Annotated in this window: 19 protein-coding genes and 1 tRNA gene; 4 read left to right on the top strand and 16 right to left on the bottom strand. The window is 49.4% G+C overall.

Annotated features, from left to right (window positions below; genetic code table 11):
• Window positions 1-348: 348 nt before the first annotated feature.
• Window positions 349-422: transfer RNA gene (locus D1831_RS12240), tRNA-Arg, on the bottom strand.
• 120 nt (window positions 423-542) lie between these two features.
• Window positions 543-935 carry a hypothetical protein gene (locus tag D1831_RS12235; protein WP_125073181.1) on the bottom strand — a complete coding sequence of 131 codons (393 nt, stop codon included), beginning with the start codon at window positions 933-935 and terminating at the stop codon, window positions 543-545.
• 165 nt (window positions 936-1100) lie between these two features.
• Here D1831_RS12235 and D1831_RS14430 point away from each other — a divergent pair, with 165 nt between their 5' ends.
• Together D1831_RS14430 and D1831_RS12230 are read left to right on the top strand one after the other, a co-directional pair.
• Window positions 1101-1259 (top strand): hypothetical protein, encoded by a 159-nt coding sequence (locus tag D1831_RS14430; RefSeq protein ID WP_158610671.1) that lies wholly within the window; start codon window positions 1101-1103, stop codon window positions 1257-1259.
• Window positions 1260-1300: 41 nt separating this feature from the next.
• Window positions 1301-1642 (top strand): hypothetical protein, encoded by a 342-nt coding sequence (locus D1831_RS12230; RefSeq protein WP_125073180.1) that lies wholly within the window; start codon window positions 1301-1303, stop codon window positions 1640-1642.
• Between the two features lie 47 nt (window positions 1643-1689).
• Here D1831_RS12230 and D1831_RS12225 read toward each other — a convergent pair whose 3' ends face one another.
• From D1831_RS12225 to D1831_RS12195, 7 genes are all read right to left on the bottom strand, one after another.
• Window positions 1690-2229, bottom strand: coding sequence for a dUTPase (locus D1831_RS12225; RefSeq protein WP_125073179.1), 540 nt, complete (start codon window positions 2227-2229; stop codon window positions 1690-1692).
• Window positions 2230-2244: 15 nt separating this feature from the next.
• Complete coding sequence (locus tag D1831_RS12220; RefSeq protein WP_125073178.1) at window positions 2245-3195, bottom strand: hypothetical protein; 951 nt, start codon at window positions 3193-3195, stop codon at window positions 2245-2247.
• Window positions 3185-4072, bottom strand: a complete 888-nt coding sequence (locus D1831_RS12215) for an exonuclease SbcC (protein ID WP_125073177.1) — start codon at window positions 4070-4072, stop codon at window positions 3185-3187. Before D1831_RS12215 ends, D1831_RS12220 begins: the two co-directional genes overlap by 11 nt.
• A 183-nt stretch (window positions 4073-4255) precedes the next feature.
• Entirely contained in the window at window positions 4256-5602 is a 1347-nt protein-coding gene (locus tag D1831_RS12210; RefSeq protein WP_125073176.1) for a glutamine synthetase family protein, read from the bottom strand.
• A gap of 43 nt (window positions 5603-5645) precedes the next feature.
• Window positions 5646-6026 (bottom strand): MerR family transcriptional regulator, encoded by a 381-nt coding sequence (locus D1831_RS12205; protein ID WP_125073175.1) that lies wholly within the window; start codon window positions 6024-6026, stop codon window positions 5646-5648.
• A gap of 111 nt (window positions 6027-6137) precedes the next feature.
• Window positions 6138-7064, bottom strand: coding sequence for a tRNA (adenosine(37)-N6)-dimethylallyltransferase MiaA (miaA, locus tag D1831_RS12200; RefSeq protein ID WP_125073174.1), 927 nt, complete (start codon window positions 7062-7064; stop codon window positions 6138-6140).
• Window positions 7065-7067: 3 nt separating this feature from the next.
• Entirely contained in the window at window positions 7068-7802 is a 735-nt protein-coding gene (locus D1831_RS12195) for a glycerophosphodiester phosphodiesterase (protein WP_125073173.1), read from the bottom strand.
• 97 nt (window positions 7803-7899) lie between these two features.
• Between D1831_RS12195 and D1831_RS12190 the strand changes: the two genes are divergently transcribed.
• The gene (locus D1831_RS12190; RefSeq protein WP_125073172.1) at window positions 7900-8076 is read left to right on the top strand and encodes a DUF3042 family protein; all 177 of its coding nucleotides are present in this window, start codon (window positions 7900-7902) and stop codon (window positions 8074-8076) included.
• A 55-nt stretch (window positions 8077-8131) separates the two neighbouring features.
• Here D1831_RS12190 and D1831_RS12185 read toward each other — a convergent pair whose 3' ends face one another.
• The 7 genes from D1831_RS12185 to D1831_RS12155 all read right to left on the bottom strand — a co-directional run bounded on the left by D1831_RS12185 (window position 8132) and on the right by D1831_RS12155 (window position 13630).
• Window positions 8132-8530 (bottom strand): rhodanese-like domain-containing protein, encoded by a 399-nt coding sequence (locus D1831_RS12185; protein WP_404819902.1) that lies wholly within the window; start codon window positions 8528-8530, stop codon window positions 8132-8134.
• Window positions 8531-8723: 193 nt separating this feature from the next.
• Window positions 8724-9686 (bottom strand): ROK family glucokinase, encoded by a 963-nt coding sequence (locus D1831_RS12180; RefSeq protein ID WP_125073170.1) that lies wholly within the window; start codon window positions 9684-9686, stop codon window positions 8724-8726.
• Between the two features lie 17 nt (window positions 9687-9703).
• Window positions 9704-9925 carry a YqgQ family protein gene (locus D1831_RS12175; RefSeq protein ID WP_125073169.1) on the bottom strand — a complete coding sequence of 74 codons (222 nt, stop codon included), beginning with the start codon at window positions 9923-9925 and terminating at the stop codon, window positions 9704-9706.
• Between the two features lie 18 nt (window positions 9926-9943).
• Window positions 9944-10630 (bottom strand): rhomboid family intramembrane serine protease, encoded by a 687-nt coding sequence (locus tag D1831_RS12170; RefSeq protein WP_125073168.1) that lies wholly within the window; start codon window positions 10628-10630, stop codon window positions 9944-9946.
• On the bottom strand, window positions 10617-11183 hold the full coding sequence (locus D1831_RS12165) for a 5-formyltetrahydrofolate cyclo-ligase (RefSeq protein ID WP_125073167.1): 567 nt from the start codon (window positions 11181-11183) through the stop codon (window positions 10617-10619). Before D1831_RS12165 ends, D1831_RS12170 begins: the two co-directional genes overlap by 14 nt.
• A gap of 141 nt (window positions 11184-11324) precedes the next feature.
• Window positions 11325-11474 carry a 50S ribosomal protein L33 gene (gene rpmG / locus D1831_RS12160; RefSeq protein ID WP_081721478.1) on the bottom strand — a complete coding sequence of 50 codons (150 nt, stop codon included), beginning with the start codon at window positions 11472-11474 and terminating at the stop codon, window positions 11325-11327.
• A 125-nt stretch (window positions 11475-11599) separates the two neighbouring features.
• Window positions 11600-13630 (bottom strand): peptidoglycan D,D-transpeptidase FtsI family protein, encoded by a 2031-nt coding sequence (locus D1831_RS12155; protein WP_125073166.1) that lies wholly within the window; start codon window positions 13628-13630, stop codon window positions 11600-11602.
• Window positions 13631-14123: 493 nt separating this feature from the next.
• Here D1831_RS12155 and D1831_RS12150 point away from each other — a divergent pair, with 493 nt between their 5' ends.
• Complete coding sequence (locus D1831_RS12150; RefSeq protein WP_125073165.1) at window positions 14124-16766, top strand: YfhO family protein; 2643 nt, start codon at window positions 14124-14126, stop codon at window positions 16764-16766.
• Window positions 16767-17392 lie beyond the last annotated feature (626 nt).

Here is a 17392-nt window from a genome sequence, read left to right as displayed (position 1 = left end):
TTACAGGAATATTTCAAGAAAAATGTTTAGGTTTAACTACTTTTACACCAATCTTTAAACTTTCTTAAACTATGACACGCACTTAACTATCTTGGAAATTCGCTAATCGAACCCTTAAACTACTTATTTCGTGATTTTAAAGCTAACCCAAAAGTTATTCTTGATTTTTTGGTTAGTCTAACTAGATTTTTCTTCATTCGTTTTTCTAAAACATTTTTAGCCATGTCTCTTGCATAAAAAGTAATCATATCTGGAAATTAAGCTAGAGTTATTTACTACGATCATAGACAAACAAAAACCGCCAACAGTGCTAAGAATTAACTTAGTACCGTTGACGGTTTCTACTAGTGTCACGTGTGAGACTTGAACTCACAACCCTCCGCTTAGAAGGCGGATGCTCTATCCAGTTGAGCTAACGTGACAACAACAGCATTAATTATAATTAAGAAAAATGGCGGTGTCAATTCTTATTTAAGCGAATCCCCTGAGCCACGCACTTTTAAACAGCCTGTCCTGCTGAAATTGTCTGTGATCATCTATTATTAGCGATACTTTTTTAGCCCCACGATTCGGTACCGGTTAAAAATCTGCCAGTGGTGGTAACCCGGGATGGTTTTAACGTTCAGCCCGTACCAAACGTGATTGAGCGCCCCGGTATAGTAATCCACGGCGGCCCCCACCGGCCCCTGCGAGTCGCTCAAACTCGTCAAAACTTGGCGGTGCCCGGTTTTAAAATGCCGGGCGTTCACCTGGTCGTGGCGTTCAAAGTAGCGCCGGTAACGGTGTTGAAACGCCGTCTGATTGACCTGTTGATCCAGTTGCCGGTCCATTTGCCAGCCAGCGACGGCCGAGTAGCCGCAGTACATCACTAGCGGTAATAGTAAAATCACGACGAATAAGCCTAAAAATAAGCCCCCCTGCGTAACGGTTTTCACCGTTATCACCCCCTTGACCCAATTATAAATTTTAAATTGACTAAATATCAAAATAATCATCAGTTTAACCAAATCGCAACCATTTAAGTTAACACTCGCTTAAAAATAACTTGCAAGTCCCTAACAAATCAGGCAGACTGTTAACAGGAATGAGGGGGAATCTTAATGTTTAAACGTAACCCGATCTTAGTCCTTTTAATACTAATGATCATTATCGACTCGTACGCCCGCTTCGCGCATAGCAATATCGCCACCGTTCTAGCCATCGTAGTCACGCTTGCCACCCTGTTTTACGTGATCTGGGAACGAATCAAACGTGGCTAACTCACGAGCCGGACTGGTATAATAAACGGTGAGGTGAAAACATGAAACTAGAACAAATTACCGGCAACATCGCGCACATCATTAAGGATCGCAGTACCGACGCGCCCTACGTTTTATCGGTTGAATTTACCGACAAAGCCACCAAGGGGAAATCCGCGAACGGCTGCGTGATCGTCCGCATGCCGGATCACCAGCACTACACCATCAATAGTTATGACTACCGTTACATGGACGCTGACAAAGCCATCCTGGCCGAAGAACTCGGGGCCTTCTTTGAATGTGACGACGACCTCGACCAGCGTCAACCGTTGATCGACCAAGTCAACGAACTGGTCAAAAACGACCCGGATAACGACGCCGAACTAGTCAGCAACGCTGAATAAAATAAACCTGTAAAACTACTTCACCGTAGTCTTACAGGTTTTATTTTTTAGTAATGGTTTTCCTGCCGCTGCTCGTTGACCTGGTTCTTAGCAGTAAAGGCCGTCTGGATCTCGTCCTGACTGAACCCGAACTCCACTAGCCCCATCTTCAAGAAAACGTGCCAGGCGTGCTGATAGCTGACCTGCCGGTGATTAAAGTACGCGTCGTAGAGCAGGTGCTTGATGGCCAAGTACTGTTTGTTCAAGTCGGTGACGGGCTTTGCACCGATCTTAGTCAGTTCATCAGCCGTAATCGGCACCAAGTGGGTCCACTGCTGAATAGCGGCCACTAAGAAGAAAAAGTCCATCGCGTCAACGTACTCGTTCAGCAACGTTTCACGCTTGGTTTTCCCCGCGTCGGCTTTACCCTTATGAATCTTCCATACTTTAAACCATTCGGACGTGTTCGCCATTTCGGCTAATTCCACGTCCAAGGACACCATGGCGTTTTGCAGCCGGTCCGCCGGTTTCCAGTGGATCTGCTGACGCGCGGTAATGTCGCGGTCGAGGCGAATCGACAGTTGTAATAAAGTTGTTAAATCTAGCATCAATACCCTCCGTGATTAAGCAAAGACTAATGGATCCGCTTTAATTTCCAGGGAATCAATGTTGTCCAAGTACCAGTCGCGCATGAAGTCAAAGTGCAATAAGACGTCGAACCAGGAAACTTCCTGCTTCGGGTCGTGGACCGTTAACACCCACTTGGTCCCGCCGTTCGCGCCCGTGTCGAAAATATCGACTAGCAACCCGGTGCGCAGTTCAATTTGGGCCCCGTGACCGTGCTGCGAATTGCGCAGCATGTAGTCGTGTTGCGCCGCGGAAACGAACAGCTTGTCCACGATGGCCGCGTCCAAATTAGCCGCCCGCAGTTCGTACTTGGCCGCGTTATCAACGTCCAAAATGTTGAAATCGACGTTAAAGCCGAAGTCGTCGCGCAGGCAGTGCCCGAACTTGATCAGCGTTGCCAAGACGGCGTTGATCTGGTCAACACCGGTCCCTTTAAGCAATAATTTATTAATAAACAAATTGGTAAACGCGGTACTGTTAAACCGTAGCAACCGCCGTTCCAGGTGAATGTAAAACAGGTTCTCACCGGTGGTTTGTTCGCGGTAGTAAGCCCCACCGTTGGCGTTAGTGACCACCTGGTATAAAAACGTGTAGTCGTCGGTCAAGTCTTCGTAGACGTGGTACAGCGATTCACTCTGGCGTTGCGAGTTTAAAATCGGCTTTTCGTCGTGGTGCATCCCCAGCAGCCGGCTCATAAAAATCAGGTAGTAGTCGGCGTTTTTATACTGGTGTGGGAACGTCACGTAGGCCGAGTCCAACTTAAAGTCGGCCAGCTTCTGCGCGGCACCTAACAAAACTTCCCCGTCGGTCGTGTCGATCAGCTGGTCCATCAGCGCGGTGAACTTTTCCCCGTTAGCGAGGCCGCTTTTAAGCCCCTCGTTAAACATGGTCAGCTTGCCGTGGGTACTTAAGGTCGCTGAATCGATGTGCTTTTCATTACTTGCCATCCTCTGCTACCTGCGCCTTTCCAATCAGCGTCGTTAGGTAGTCAACGTATAGGCTACGGTTACGCTCATTAAAATTCTCGAAGCTCTTAAAGGCGTTTTCAATGGCTTGCTTTTCGTAAGCCAAAATCGTATCTTCCTTCGATAACGTCAAAATCTTAGCTTCGTTATCCTTCATCGTGGCGTGGGCGTTATTGGCTTGATCGTCCTCGTCCGCGAGTTTTGTTAACTGGTCGATAATTTGTTGGCGTTCTTCCTTGATCCGGCCGGAATCAAACAACGAGTTGCGTTGGCTGTTTTCCTTTAACTGCTTCCGCAACTGGTCTTTTTGTTCGTCACGGTCACTCTGCGCGTCAATCAACTTTTGTAGTTGGTCGCTGCCCGCGGAAATTTTTTGAATTTGGTCGGTATTAAAACGCTTGTGGGCGCTGGCCAGTTCAAACGTTTTTTGTAGTTTATTATATTCTTCGCTACTAAATTCAAACGCCACTTTTAAGACGTTCAACTTACCAAACCGGCGCCGATCCCACCAGTTTCCAAAGTAAATTTGGAATTCCCCTAACTGGGTTTCTTCGTAGTAGAAGAACGGGTATTCATGGGCCAAGTAGTCGATTAATTTAGTGCTCAAGTAATGACTGATTGCCGGATGGACGTCCGTAATTAAATCGACTTGGGCGTTACGGGTTGGATCCGGTTCCTCATTTAATAAGGCTTGGTGATAATGGTCACCATCGATCAATTCGTAGATCAACCGGTCGTCACCAGCCGTAATTGCTTGGCGCAACGTGGTCACGTAGTCCAACTTCTGTTGAAGGCGATTCGTAAGCGCGCGCGTTGGTTGATCTTGTTTTTCAAGATCAGGCTGATTTTGTTTTTCCATAATAATCTCCTTGCAATCAATTTCAATCTTTAATTATTGCTGAATTGCACTGCTGTTATTAATGTTACCGAAAATCCTAGTAATAATAAAGGTTAACGCCGCCAATTTTCCAAAATTATAACAAAAAAACGGTTAGGAATCCTAACTAGGCGTCCTAACCGTCATTTTATCGATTATTTGATATTAGTACAATTCCATGTACTGATCGCGTTCCCATTCACTAACTTGTTGACGGTACGAAGCCCATTCCAGGCGTTTTGCTTCCAAGAAGCTTTGGTAAATGTGTGGTCCCAAGGCCTTCTTCATGGTTGGATCGGTCTGGAATTCCTTCAAAGCGTTGTGCAAGGTCGATGGTAAGTCAACGATCCCGGCCGCGTGCCGTTCGTCTTCGTCCATCACGTAAATGTTGCGGTCAACGCTCTTCGGTGGTTCGATGTTATTCTTGATCCCGTCGAGGCCGGCTTCCAAGACGGCGGCAAAGGCCAAGTACGGGTTGGTCGAAGCGTCCACGCTGCGGAGTTCCAACCGGGTAGACAAGCCCCGGGCACTTGGGATCCGGATCATTGGTGAACGGTTCGATGCGGACCACGCCACATAAACCGGTGCTTCGTAGCCGGGTACTAAGCGCTTGTACGAGTTGACCGTGGGGTTGGTAACCGCGGTGTAACTGCGGGCGTGCTTCATTAACCCGCCCAAGAAGTGGTAAGCGTCGGGTGATAATTGTAATTCGTCCTTTTCTTCGGGATCGTAAAAGGCGTTACCCTTATCGTGGAACAGGGACATATTAACGTGCATCCCGGAACCGTTGACCCCGTTTAAAGGCTTCGGCATGAAGGTTGCCCATAAGTTGTACTTGCGGGCGATCGTCTTTACAACCAGCTTAAAGGTTTGAATGTGGTCGGCCGCGGATAAGGCGTCCGCGTACTTAAAGTCGATTTCATGTTGGCCCGGCGCAACTTCGTGGTGACTAGCTTCAACGTTGAAGCCTAAGCGTTCGAGTTCGAGCGCGATGTCGCGGCGGCAGTTTTCACCTAAGTCCATTGGCGATAAGTCGAAGTAGCTCCCCTTATCGTTTAATTCCGTCGTTGGTTCACCCTTGTCGTTCATCTTGAACAGGAAGAATTCGGGTTCCGTCCCACAGTTAAAGGCCGTGTAGCCCGCGTCACGCATGTCGTTTAAGACCCGGATCAAGTTGTTCCGGGGATCACCGGCAAACGGCTTCTTATCGGTCGTGTAAACTTCACAGATGATCCGCGCAATTTTACCGTGTTCCGTGTTCCAAGGCATGATCAACCAAGTTGATAAGTCCGGGTACAAGTACATGTCACTTTCTTCAATCCGAACAAAGCCGTCGATGGAAGACCCATCAAACATCAGCTTGTTGTCGAGTAACTTATCCAGTTGTGAAACTGGGACTTCCACGTTCTTAATGGTCCCGAACAGGTCGGTGAACATTAAGCGTAAGAAATTAACGTTTTCTTCCTTGACGATACGGCGGATGTCGTCCTTGGTGTACTGCTGTTTTGCCATGAAAATCGCTCCTTAAATTGATTGACTAATGGATGCAGACGCATTAATGTGTGGGATAGTGCGGCCCAGGTTTGGACTCCAGTCCCCCGAGATTCAGGAACTCGTCATGCAAGATCCGGCGTACGTCGTTGTCCGTTAGCGGTCGGGCCAAATCGGCCTCCTTTTGTTCGGCGCGTTGCTTTTGCTGTTCATAAATCTCCTTGATCCCGGCCATGTTGATGCCCTCGGTCAAGTAGTCCTTGATTTCCAGCAAGCGGTCCACGTCATTTAAAGAGAACATTCGGCGGTTACCGGCGTTGCGGTCCGGGATAATGAGTCCCTGCTCTTCGTAATAACGAATCTGCCGGGCTGACAAATTCGTCAGCTTCATAACCGTACCAATTGGCAAAACGGCCAACGAACGACGTAATTCCTTTTCCTTCATAACGACCCTCCTCTTTAATACAGACTTAATATTAGCAATCTAATAACCGATTGTCAATAAATCATGTAAGAAAATATCACATCGTTTAATAAAGGTAGACCAATTTATAATTTAGTTTAACCAACTAGCGATTCGCTGGTCAATTACCCGGCGTTGTTCCGGGTGTTCCAATAAGTTGACCCAGTCGACATCCATCTTATTCCGAAACCACGTTAACTGGCGTTTGGCGTAGTGGCGGGAGTCGCGCTTAACGAGGTCAACGGCTGCTGCTAACGAGCGCTGGCCTTCAAAGTACGGGAAGAACTCGTGGTAACCGATGCCCTTACCCGCGGGCAAGTCGCTCCCCCCCTGTGCGTATAACCAGCGGGCTTCGGCTTCCAGTCCCGCTTGCATCATCAAGTCAACGCGCCGGTTGATCCGCTCGTAGACCAGTGCCCGGTCGGCCGTCAAACACAGCGTGTAAGCGTCCAAAACGTTGGTCGCGTGATCGCTTTGCGCGGAAAACAACTGGCCGCTGGTATGCTGGTACTCTAGGGCCCGCACGACCCGCACCAGGTTAGCGGGTGCAATGTGGGCCGCGGCCGCCGGGTCCCTTGCCTGAAGGGCCTCCCAGACGACCTGGTTGCCTTCTTCCGCGGCGCGGTCGAACCACTGTTGGCGGTAGGCTAAATCCGGGTTGGCATCGGTCGGACCAAACTGAAAGCCGGCCAACAAGGATTGTAAATAAAACCCGGTCCCGCCGACGATCATCGGCAGCTTGCCTTTGGCGGTGATGGCGTTGATCAACGCGGTGGCGCGGGTCACGAACTCCGCGACCGTGAAGCGCTGATCCACGTCCTTAATGTCGATCAGGTGGTGTGGAATCCCGGCGCGCTCCGCCGGCAGCACCTTGGCCGTCCCAATATCTAAGTGGCGGTAGACCTGCATCGAATCACCCGAAATAATTTCACCATTCAGTTGTTTGGCCAGGGCCAGCGACAGGGCGGTCTTTCCCACGGCGGTCGGTCCGGCGATTAGTAAAACTTTTTTAGTGTGCAACTTTTAGCCTCCCTGTACTTTGACCCGAACGCGGTGTGCCAGTCCGGGGTAATCGGTAATAATGCCGGCAAAGCGGTGTTTGTAACAAAACCGCATGTCGCGTTCCTTATTGACAGTCCACGGCCGCAACTGCACTTTGGGCAGCAGCAGCCAGTGCAGCCGGACCCAGCGAATGTCCGGGTGGTAGCCCAAGATCACGTGCTCGGCGTGCAGGCGTTTGGCGTTTTGAACCTTCGTCTGAAACAGACTATCGAACTCCACGTCCGGTTGCAGCGCGTGTAAGCGTTCGATCGACTTGCCGTAGAAGCTGGAATACACCAACTTGAAAGGCACGGCGTGGTGGTTAAAGTAATCGGCGACTAACGCTTCGATACCGTCGTAGTGAATTTTATTAGTTTTTAATTCTAAGTTAAAAATGCCGGTAAAATTCCGTTTGATCAGCAGTTGGACCACCTCGTCCAACGTGGGAACCTGAGCCCCCGCGTACAGCGGGTCAAACGCACTGCCGGCGTCCAGGCGTTTTAATTCTGCCAGCGTCAGATCGACAATCCGTCCACTGCCATCGGTGGTCCGGTCAACGGTCTCGTCGTGCATAATGATCAGGTGCCCGTCTTTAGACAGGTGTACGTCGGTCTCCAGTCCGTCCGCGCCGTCGTCTAGGGCCGCCTGAAAGGCCAGTAACGTATTCTCCGGCCGGGTCCCCTTACTGCCCCGGTGCGCGATAATTTGGGTTAACATTTTCCCACCCCACTTTTATAAATTTAAGCTTTAAATCATTGCTATCTCAACGCAAAACAAGCATAATGAAACTAATAACAACTAGGAGGTTGAGACTATGAAATCATTTACACGTGGCTTCTTATTCGGAGTCGTGGCAACGGCGGGTGCCGTGATTGGTTCCGTTTTATCTTTCAAGAAACAGGTCGTTGACCCAATCGAAGACCAAGAAAGCAAATTTGAAGAAAACCGTAAAAAGGCGATGCGCAAGAGTCGTTCCGCTCACAACGGTTAATTAAAATAAAAATGGTGGCACGAACAAAAGCAATTTTGTTCCAGCCGCCATTTTTTTAATACTTCGCTTTTTTGGTTTTGCCTTCCCAACGCGCGTAACCCGGTTTTAAGATGTAAAGTTCTTTAAAACCATTCTTCGAAAGAGTCACAACGGCCCGGGTACTGAGCGTGTGGGTCTGGTCGTAAACGTAGACCGGCATATCCGTCCGTAGTTCGTTCATGCGAACTTTTAACGTGTTGAACGGAATGTTGCGGGCACCCAAAATGTGACCCGCGTCAAATTCCTTTTTTTCACGCAAATCAACCACTTGCGCTTTACGCATTCCAGCCTGAAACTCGTCTTCTTCCAACATCGTGGAAACTTGCCGCCGCCGGATGTAACTGTACAGCTCATAAATAAAGTAAGCCGCAATAAGAATAATTAACACGATGTTAATGTAACTCCATGCGGTCATCGCACCTAAAACCACGTTATCCCTCCTAATTTCTACCTACCTATTTTACACAAAACCGCTTACTTTGACTAGGGGCAAGCGGGAAAAGGACCGTAAATCACTAAAAAAGCCCCGGGCAACCCGTGTTGCTAACTAAAAACGCCCACAACGACCGTGACCGGCTAGTTGTGAGCGCTCCAGCTTAATTTCAAATTTAGATGAAACGTTGGGCTAATGAAGCGGCCCCAATCACCCCGGCGTCGTTTCCTAACACGGCTAATTTTAAGATGGTCGTGTTACGAACCGTTGGGAAGGTGAACTGTTTGAAGTAGCTAACAACCTGCTTAAGCAAGAAGTCGCCGGCAGCGGAAACCCCACCACCAATGATGATGAACGACGGGTTCATCGTGTTACCAACGTTAGCTAAAGCTAACCCCAGGTAGTAAGAAACGCGGTCAACCACGCTCTGTGCCAAGATGTCGCCTTCCTTAGCTAGGTCAAAGGTGATCTTAGAGCTGATTTCTTCACCGTTATCTAAGAGTTGCTTTAACTTAGATGAACCGGAGAATTCTTCGGCCATGTCGCGGGCAACGTGTACGACCCCGGTTGCTGAAGCGTACTGTTCCAAACAACCCTTCTTACCACAAGTACACATGTAGCCGTTCGGTTCAACGGTCACGTGACCAATTTCACCGGCGGCCCCGGCCGCACCGTGTAAGAGGTGGCCGTCAGCGATGATCCCGCCACCGACACCGGTTCCTAAGGTCACAAAGACCACGTCGCTACCGTTTTCGCCGGCACCCTTCCAGCGTTCGCCTAAAGCGGCCACGTTGGCGTCGTTATCCAGCGTGAACTTGATCCCGGTACCTTCTTCGATTTGTTGCTTAACTGGTTGTAACGTCTTCCAGTTTAAGTTGTAGGCCCCGATAACGGTTCCCTTGTCCAAATCAACGGTCCCGGGAGTTCCCATCCCGATACCAACGAATTGGGAACGATCCATCTTGTAAAGGTCCAGGTGGTGGTTGATTGAATCGATGATGTTCGGCACGATGTGGGCCCCTTCATCCAGAATAGTCGTTTCAATACTCCACTTTTGTTGAATGTCGCCATCTTCCGTTAAAATAGCGAATTTAGTCGTCGTACCACCAAGGTCGACCCCGATTAGTTTGCGATCCATGTTGCCAAATCCCTCCATTAATGATGCGCGTCGTTTGCACGCGCACGTTCTGCTTCTAGCCGGTGCTCATGACTCAATACGAGTTTTACGCGGGCATATGTTTTGGCATCGATAACCCCGGATTGATACAAGTGGTCAATCTCGATGGCCATTAATTCGATGTCCCAAATCCGTTTGCCAACGTAAACGTACACACCAAATTTTTTAAGTAATTGCTGGACGTCGTAAAGTGTTTTCATGTGCATATCCTCGATTAATTATACAGTTAATTTAGCATTTGTAAAACCCATTTTTAACAATGCCAGCCAAGCGACGACTAGGACCACCGTGGCGACGATCCGTTTCACGTTGGAAATCTTGCCGATGCGCGGCACGCCCAACGTGTAAGCGATTAGAAAGCCCCCGGCTAAGCCGCCCACGTGGCCCCAAATGTCAATCCCGGTCGAAAACATGTCAAAGACCAAGTTCATGACCGTTAATAATAGGAAGCGGCCGGACAATTGGCGAATGACCGGGTTTTCCCAGAAGGACTCGCCGACCATCAAAAAGGCCCCGAATAACGCGAAGCACGCGGTACTGGCGCCAACGGACTGGTCGTTAGACAGTGCAAAGCTCAGGACGTTGCCGCTGATGCCACCGATCATGTAGATCAAAAACATCCGCCAGTGGCCAAACATCGCTTCGATCTGAATCCCCATAAAGTAGATCACCACCGCGTTTAACGCGATGTGACTCAGCCCCATATGTAAAAACATCGGGGTAATTAGGCGCCACCACTGCCCGGCGACAATTGCCTGGTTATTCTTCGCGCCCAGTGAATTAAATAGCAAAATTCCGGCGTCGCCCATGAATAACCATTCAATTAGGAAAACCCCGACCGTGACCGCTAAAATAATCTGGGTCACCGCCGCTTCCGTTTGCCACCAGCGTTTAATTGTCCTCATGACTACCATCCTTTGCGACGATCAATTGATCTAATAAAACATCGTACTTCGCGACCGGCCATTCAGCGTGCTCAAAGGCCATCTGGGTATAGGCGACCGTTAATTTCACCCCGGCGTAGTCGGCCAGGTAACGGTCGTAATAGCCGCCGCCAAAGCCGATTCGCGCCATTTCCTGGCGGGCATAGCCCAGTCCCGGAACCAGGATCAAATCGATCTGCTTTTTTTCAACGGGAGTCCCGCTGGTCGGTTCCAAAATTCCAAACTTGGTCCGGACCAGCTGGCTGGCGTCGGTGTACGGGTAAAACGCCATTTGCCGGTGCGGCAAGGTCTTGGGAATCACGACGGTCTTACCGTCCGCCCACGCCCGCTTAACCAACGGCCGGGTGTCCACTTCAATGCCACTGCTGATCGTGATGGCAACGACTTGGGCCCGCTGCCAGGCCGCACTCGCAAAGAGTTGTTGCTGAATGGACAAGTTCTGCGCGACCCGTTCTTCCGCCGTCATCCGACTTAAACGCTGAATTTGCTGTTGCCGAAACGTTTTTTTATCCACGTTTGCCGCCTCCTTAATCGCTGATTATATAAAAAAATCTCATTCATTAACATGCCGAATAACCATTCGGCAGTTGCCAACAAATGAGAAACCCATTGTCTAATGACAATGTTACAGAAAAAACAACAGGTAACCCCGTTGTTATTTTGTTTCGCGATGTAATGTAACTTTACGTTCACGAGGACAGTACTTCTTAAATTCAACCCGGTCAGGATTGTTCCGACGGTTCTTTGAAGATAAGTAGTTACGTTCGTGACATTCTGTACATTCAAGTGTAATGTGTACCCGCATGTTGTTGACCCTCCAAACTCATTCGCATAATCCAGGGCCAAAGCCCTTAACTTGAACTACTATATCATTAATGCATAAAAAATGCCAGTATCAATTGAGATACTGGCACTTAATCTAACATTTTTTTACTTATTGTAATACTTCCAGAAAGCTTTGTAGATCTGAGTTGCAGCGGTAGTGTTCGCCGCCCCACTGGACATCCCTGGGAAGACAATCGCCATGGCGACCTTAGGATTTTTATACGGCGCGTAGGTGGCCAAACTCAACGTTTCCGTCGAAGTCGTTCCGTGGAACGTTTCGGCGGTCCCAGACTTAGCCGCAACGGCTGGTGACAAACTAGCTAACGCGGAACCGGTCTTGTAAGCACTGTTCCCGTGAACCACGTCCCAGTAACCTTGGTGAACGACGTCAAAGTATGACGACGGCACGTCGATCGTGTTTAAGACCCGCGGACTGACGTTAGTTTTGACCTTCCCCTGCGTCCCGTTGGCGTTGGTCCCGGTAATCGCACCGACGACGTGCGGCGCGATCCGCCGACCACCGTTAGCCATGGTGGCAATGTATTGGGCGACTTGGATCGTCGTGTAGGAATCGTAGTTTCCGTAGGACAAGTCCAGTGCTTTACCAATACTACTCCGGCTGGAATCCCCTTGGTACCCGGTGGCTTCACCCGGCAAGTCGATCCCGGTCTTGACCCCGAGACCAAATTCGTTGAAGTAGCCCCGCAACTTGGAAAAGACCGACGTTGACATGGTCAGCGCCTTCCCCGAAGCGTAGGTGTAGTTTCCTTCCTTCATGGCTAACTGCATCATGTAGGAGTTAGAAGAAACTTCCATCGCGGTCGAAGCGTTTAACGTTAAGCTGGTCCCACCACTCTTGTTAAACCACGACGTCTTAGCGGCGGTCCCGGCTAACTTGATGGGCGTATCGGTCAGCGTACTGTTAGTTGGCGTGATAACACCGTCTTGCAAGGCCCCCATGACGGTGGCCCCCTTAACGACCGACCCCATAACGATCGATTGGTTGATCGTCCCGAGGGCGTTTTCAGTCACTTTCCCGGTCGTCGTGTTCCGGTCGACCCCAGCGAGGGCGTAAACCGCCCCGGTGTTAGGATTTAAGACCACGGCGTAGGCCCCGGACATGTAAGGGTTCGAACCGGCATTCGAACTAACGACCGATTTCATGATACTTTGGACCTGCTTTTGGAATTTCGAGTTGATGGTCAGCTGGATGTTATCACCCTTGGAACCACCGTACTTCTGAATTTCCTTTTGGATCACGCCGTCCTGCGTTTTGACTTCGGTCTGCGACTTGGTCCCGCGTAGCACGTTTTCGTACTGCTTTTCCAGTTGACTTTGACCAACGGAATCATCCCGGGAGTAGCCTTCCGCTAACAGCGTCTTGACGTCGTCACTCGGCAGCCCCTGTTTTTCAGTGGTAACGGTCCCGAGCACACTGCTTAAATCGGTCCCGTTCGGGTAACTCCGCGTCCAACTCGTCCCAACCTTAACGCCGGGCATTTCGGACTGGTGTTCACCAATCTGGGCCAATTCGGTACTAGTGACACCGGTTGACTTGATGTTGACCGTTGACAGTGAGTAGGCCGAATTCATCTTATAATAGATGGCCGCGGCTTTTTTCTGCTGGGCGGTAAAGTTATTGATCAAGTTTTTTTCGGTGTAAGCCACTTCGCGGGCGTACAAAACGGTGTCGTCCGTTGAAGTTTTGACCTTCTTGGAAACGGCCTTTAAATTGCTGGCACTGGCTAAGTAGTAGTCGGCGAGGTTGCGGTCGGTCAAGGTATTGGTCGGAATCGACAAATACTCGCTTAACTTGGTCGCTACCGAGTACATCTTAGTCGAAGCAACGTTTAGCCCCTTAGTGTATTGAATCGCTTGGTGCGACTTGTTCCCAACTAAGACCCGCCCGGTTGAGTCGTAAACCGACCCCCGTTGGACGTTACCCGTCGCCGTCGTGTTATTGGCGGAGTTAACTTCCGTTCGGAACTTTTGACCGTAATCGACTTGTAAATAAGCTAACTGTGCAATCAACGCAGCAAATAGCAAAAAGACGATAAAGAACAAAAAGTTCAATCGAAAGGGAATGTGGGACTTATTGGGATCACGGTTCGCAGTAATTTTCTTAAACAGTTTCAATTCTCAGGCTCCCGTTCTTAATGATGTTACTAGCAATCCAAAATAATTGCACGCACGATGCCAAAAACGGCATATTTATCAATCTATAGTTTACTATAAAACCACTATAATAGCATTCCCCCACTCATCAAATTTAAAATCATCTTTAAAAATCCACCAGTTAGGGGGTTCTTCAATGGGCGATTTTAGTCGTAACGCCTAGATTCACGTGGCACCATACCCCTCTCATACTAGAAAAACCGGGACGGGTCGTCAAGGCGGTACGGGTGATTTTTTTGTTTATTTAACAATTTAAACGCCTAACCGACTGACCAACCATGACCTAACGCTTGGATAACCTGGAGAACAACGGTTAAGTCCCTATTATAACCAAGATTTAAACCGTGCGAACGCCAGAATATGCTATTCTATAGGGTAGACATGCAAAATTTTAGCTCGCGGTCGCGTCCGGCCGTGGTGCAACTAATTTGATAGAGAGATTGAGGTGGCTTTTTTGAAAATCCGTCGAATTTTTGACAAACGAACCTGGCCGCTGTGGGTCAGCTTTTGGCTCCCCCTGCTGATCATGACCGGTTACTTTATTTACCGGCACATGGCGCCCTTTGGTTCCAGCAGTCTGCTGACGGTCGATCTGGGTCAACAGTACGTCGACCTGTTCGCCTATTTCCGGCACACCCTGTTACACGACCCCAGTGCTTTTTTCTATTCCTTCTCCAAAACCATCGGCGGGGAAATGGTCGGGGTCTGGGCTTACTACTTAATAAGCCCGTTTAATTTAATCTACCTATTTTTCCCTGGTCAGTCCCTGACCACCGGGATCTTCCTAGTCACGGTCCTAAAATACGGCTGTGCCGGCCTAGCTTTCGCCTGGTTACTCACGAAGACCCACACCCAAAAGGGCTGGCTGGTTCCCGTTTTTAGTACCGCGTACGCGATGATGGGCTGGATGATTGCCAACCAGCTGAACATGATCTGGCTGGACACCACCGCGATTTTACCGTTAGTGATTCTCGGACTAGAACGCCTCTTTAAAACCGGGAAGGTCCGCTACTTCGCCGGCTGGTTAGCGGTCATGTTGATCGATAACTATTACATGGGTTACATGGTGATCCTCTTCAGTTGTTTATACTGGCTGTACGCCGCAACCAAGTACTGGGAAAACTTCAAGACCCTCAGCATCCAGATCCTCAAATTTGCCTGGGGCGGCCTGCTCGGAGTGGCGCTGTCCGCTTGGCTACTATTACCGACCTTCTGGGCGTTGATTCAAAGTAAGGCCCAGTACAACGTCACCAAGGTCCACTGGAAGTTCGAATACGCGCCGTGGAAAATGTTGGCGAAGTTCATGACCGGGACCTTCAACTTTGACCAGATGCCGTCCGGCCAACCGAACTTCTACGTGGCCTGGCTGGCCATCTTCGCGTTTATCCTGTTCTTCTTACGACGTAAGTTCCACTGGACAGTCAAAATTAGTACCCTGCTCGTGACGGCCGTATTACTGGTTTCATTTTGTTACGAACCACTCGACCTGCTTTGGCACGCCGGCCAGTTCCCGGTTTGGTACCCGTACCGCTTCTCCTTTGTCTTCTGTTTCTGGATCGTGTGGATCGGGGCGCAGGCCTTAACCGATAAACTAACGATCGAATGGTGGCAAGGGGCCGTCATGCTGGTTCTAACGGCGGGACTCTTTGCGACCGTCTACTTAAACTTAAAGCACGTGACCTACGTCAGCCTGGCGAATTTGCTGATCACCCTCGGCTTAGCCGGGGTCACCCTGATCTTCCTGCTCGTCCCTAAGCCGCGGATCCAGCTGTTCCAAATCATTGCGGTCCTGCTGGTAGCGGTCGACATGTCGATCAACGCGGTGGCGTCACTGAACAACCTTTCGTACGTTTCTCAGGGTGAATTTGGCAACTACACCAACGTCTTGGACCAAACGGTCAACAAGATCAAGGCCAGCAATTCGGGCTTTTACCGGATTGGCAAGACCTTTACCCGGACCAAGGACGACCCGATGCAGGCCGCTTATAACGGGGCCGACCACTTCAGTTCGACCTTTGAAAGTATCATCCCGAACTTCTTCGGGTCGATTGGGCAGCCCGACGGTGACGGCGTGGTCGCCTACACCAACGGGACGCTGATCAGTGATTCGCTGCTGGACATGCAGTACTTTATGGATAAGAAGGTGCCGCAATCGCAAACCAGCAACGCCAATTACCGCAGCTACATTCCGGTCACCAGCACCAAACCGGACTTAAAAAACTACACGCAATCGACCAGTTTAAGTAATTCCAAGGTCACCACGTATACGAACCCCTACGCGTTAGGGCTGGGCTTCGGCGCTTCCGATAAGATCGCCAAACTCAAAGTTTCCAAGACGACCGGCGACCCGATCGCCCGGCAAGAATTGATTTACCAAACGCTGGCAAACCGTTCCACTTCAGCATTGATCAGTGCCGAAAACTTTGACGAAGTGATCTTCCAAAACGTCAAAAAAGTCACCACGTTGACCGGCTCGGTGGTAAACAAGCAGAACCTGGCGAAGACCGGGTCGATCTACTTTAAGTTTACGCCGACGACCAACGACTCGTACTACATCACGCTCGGCTCCAACATTACGACGTCTAACGCCAGTTTCTACATCAACGGTAAGGAACTTAAACAGTACCCGACCTACCGGCACACCATCGCCGTCAACGTTGCCACCCACAGTAAGGGTAAAACGGTGACTTTTGGGATCCAGATGAAAAAGACGTCGCTGTGGTTACAAAACTTCACGCTTTACAAACTCAATAACGCACAGTTTAAGCAGTCCGCTAAAAAGCTGCAGCAAGAACCTTGGCACATTACCAAGCACTCTAGCCGCAAGCTGACCGGGACGATCAACATCAAGAAAAAACACCAAGTCCTGATGACGACCGTACCGTACTCCAAGGGCTGGCACGCGACCGTCGACGGCAAGGCCGTCAAGACCAAGAAGGTCATCAACACCTTCGTCGCCGTCCCACTCAGCAAGGGCAAGCACACGGTCACGTTGACCTACCGCCCGCCACTGTTAGTGACCGGTAGCATTATCACCGGCGTGGCCGCCCTCGGCACCGTCGCCTGGTTCACGCTTAAACGGCGGCGGCACGCTTAATTATCAGCATAAGTAAAAGGGCCTGAAGTGCCTTGATGCTGCTGAAAAAGTAGTTAATGACAAACGCTATCTGAATGCATTTACGCATTCAGATAGCGTTTTTTTGACATAATTAGGTATCGCGGTAATCAAGATGCTGGCCAAACATTCAATTGATACGGGCCGGTTTGCAGTTGGCCTGCTTACCATGTTTAAGTAGCTTTACCTTAAAGCACGGTATAACCTTTCTAATTGTGATTTAATCGAGCACAAAAAACAGATGTAGCGACAAAATTTTGTCAGGACTCTCCCGCGAAAATACGCTGATTCACCCTAGTCTTTTACCGAAGTTTCGGCGCCGGTGTTCACAAGACATCGGCCTACAAAAAAAGCTAATCAATAAGACGATAGAAATTGCCGTTAACCAGACAAATTTTAAAAACCGGGTACTAAATTAAACGTACAATGTTAGTATCAAATCGGATAGTCATCAATTCCAAATGAATTTTCAGTAAACCAAACATTTAAAAGAACGAGATAAAACTTGATATTAATTGAAGTTAAAAATTCCGCACTAAAGTCACAACATGGGTATGGCCATAATTGATCATTAAATATTTTATCCATGACGCTCCAAGGGGCAATTA

This window comes from Lactiplantibacillus garii (genome assembly GCF_003885105.1).
Classification (GTDB): domain Bacteria; phylum Bacillota; class Bacilli; order Lactobacillales; family Lactobacillaceae; genus Lactiplantibacillus; species Lactiplantibacillus garii.
This window is presented reverse-complemented; position numbering and strand designations above follow the sequence as displayed.